Source organism: Chryseobacterium sp. YIM B08800 (assembly GCF_026163565.1).
Lineage (GTDB): Bacteria > Bacteroidota > Bacteroidia > Flavobacteriales > Weeksellaceae > Chryseobacterium.
Genome location: NZ_JAPDKN010000100.1, coordinates 1 through 2,500 on the forward strand (window position 1 = coordinate 1; position 2,500 = coordinate 2,500).

General features: G+C 44.4%; 2 tRNA genes and 2 rRNA genes (1 of these 4 cut by a window edge). All 4 read left to right on the forward strand.

What is annotated here, in order from left to right:
• The first annotated feature begins 312 nt into the window (after positions 1 to 312).
• A 16S ribosomal RNA gene (locus OEW74_RS19405) occupies positions 313 to 1,829 on the forward strand.
• Positions 1,830 to 2,046: 217 nt separating this feature from the next.
• A tRNA-Ile gene (locus OEW74_RS19410) sits at positions 2,047 to 2,120 on the forward strand.
• A gap of 96 nt (positions 2,121 to 2,216) precedes the next feature.
• Positions 2,217 to 2,293, forward strand: a tRNA-Ala gene (locus OEW74_RS19415).
• A 198-nt stretch (positions 2,294 to 2,491) separates the two neighbouring features.
• Positions 2,492 to 2,500, forward strand: a 23S ribosomal RNA gene (locus OEW74_RS19420) (it continues 2,751 nt past the right edge of the window).
• Together the 16S and 23S rRNA genes with 2 tRNA genes alongside form the textbook arrangement of a ribosomal RNA operon.

The window sequence follows — 2,500 nt, forward strand, 5'->3', positions numbered from 1 at the left end:
TTTTTTAGAAATAAAATTTGTGAAAGTTAAAAAGATTCTTATCTTTGCAGTCCGGTAAAACGGGAGCGCAGGAGTGGAGTTCAAATGTATGAAATAAGGATTTAGGGTTATGAAATAAACTTTAAAATTTCTTCAAAAACATTTGGTCAATTAGAAATAAAGTTTTACTTTTGCACACGCAAATCGGTACTGAAAAACGACAGAAAATGTAGGTATCGTAAAAAGCGGAAGAATAGAGATCATTGAAAAATAATATACAACCAAGTAAGGAAAAACTAAAGCGTCAAAACTTTGAGTGAGTCAGACAAACATACAATGGAGAGTTTGATCCTGGCTCAGGATGAACGCTAGCGGGAGGCCTAACACATGCAAGCCGAGCGGTAGAGATTCTTCGGAATCTTGAGAGCGGCGTACGGGTGCGGAACACGTGTGCAACCTGCCTTTATCAGGGGGATAGCCTTTCGAAAGGAAGATTAATACCCCATAATATAAGAGACGGCATCGTTTTTTATTGAAAACTCCGGTGGATAGAGATGGGCACGCGCAAGATTAGATAGTTGGTAGGGTAACGGCCTACCAAGTCAGTGATCTTTAGGGGGCCTGAGAGGGTGATCCCCCACACTGGTACTGAGACACGGACCAGACTCCTACGGGAGGCAGCAGTGAGGAATATTGGACAATGGGTGAGAGCCTGATCCAGCCATCCCGCGTGAAGGACGACGGCCCTATGGGTTGTAAACTTCTTTTGTATAGGGATAAACCTTTCCACGTGTGGAAAGCTGAAGGTACTATACGAATAAGCACCGGCTAACTCCGTGCCAGCAGCCGCGGTAATACGGAGGGTGCAAGCGTTATCCGGATTTATTGGGTTTAAAGGGTCCGTAGGCGGATCTGTAAGTCAGTGGTGAAATCTCATAGCTTAACTATGAAACTGCCATTGATACTGCAGGTCTTGAGTAAAGTAGAAGTGGCTGGAATAAGTAGTGTAGCGGTGAAATGCATAGATATTACTTAGAACACCAATTGCGAAGGCAGGTCACTATGTTTTAACTGACGCTGATGGACGAAAGCGTGGGGAGCGAACAGGATTAGATACCCTGGTAGTCCACGCCGTAAACGATGCTAACTCGTTTTTGGGCTTTCGGGTTCAGAGACTAAGCGAAAGTGATAAGTTAGCCACCTGGGGAGTACGTTCGCAAGAATGAAACTCAAAGGAATTGACGGGGGCCCGCACAAGCGGTGGATTATGTGGTTTAATTCGATGATACGCGAGGAACCTTACCAAGGCTTAAATGGGAATTGACAGGTTTAGAAATAGACTTTTCTTCGGACAATTTTCAAGGTGCTGCATGGTTGTCGTCAGCTCGTGCCGTGAGGTGTTAGGTTAAGTCCTGCAACGAGCGCAACCCCTGTCACTAGTTGCCATCATTAAGTTGGGGACTCTAGTGAGACTGCCTACGCAAGTAGAGAGGAAGGTGGGGATGACGTCAAATCATCACGGCCCTTACGCCTTGGGCCACACACGTAATACAATGGCCGGTACAGAGGGCAGCTACCAAGTGATTGGATGCGAATCTCGAAAGCCGGTCTCAGTTCGGATTGGAGTCTGCAACTCGACTCTATGAAGCTGGAATCGCTAGTAATCGCGCATCAGCCATGGCGCGGTGAATACGTTCCCGGGCCTTGTACACACCGCCCGTCAAGCCATGGAAGTTTGGGGTACCTGAAGTCGGTGACCGTAACAGGAGCTGCCTAGGGTAAAACAAGTAACTAGGGCTAAGTCGTAACAAGGTAGCCGTACCGGAAGGTGCGGCTGGAACATCTCATTTTAGAGCGTCTTATGACGATAAACAAAATTAGTATCGCAAGATACAAAGTACTTACTTAAAGCGAAGCTTTAGTTTTTTATTTGGTTGATATATAATATAAAATACAAACCCACTAGAAATTAGTATAGGGATAGAGATACAAGAGCCGAGAGCCAAGAACCAAGACGAATGCAAAAGTCTTGTATCTAGCATCTAGGATCTGTTAGTCTTAAAAGACAGTCTCGTAGCTCAGCTGGTTAGAGCGCTACACTGATAATGTAGAGGTCGGCAGTTCGAGCCTGCCCGAGACTACTAATTGAAAAGACGGGAAGATGAAAGAGCCAAGAGCCAAGACTGACAATTAAAAAGTCTTGAATCTAGCATCTTGAGTCTCTTAGTCTACTAGAGGGGGAATTAGCTCAGCTGGCTAGAGCGCCTGCCTTGCACGCAGGAGGTCAAGGGTTCGACTCCCTTATTCTCCACCATCATTGAAGGTTTAATTTTAAAAAAGCAAATAGAGCCAAAAACAATATTTTGCGAATTAGATCAGAAATAGAGTAAAGATCATTGACATTAACGGTAAAGATATCACAAAGAGATAACCGAGCACTTTCGAGTGCGGAGTTTAAAAATATCGATAGACGCAAGTTTATCAAAAAATACTGAACTAATATAATATTAGGAAAGAAATC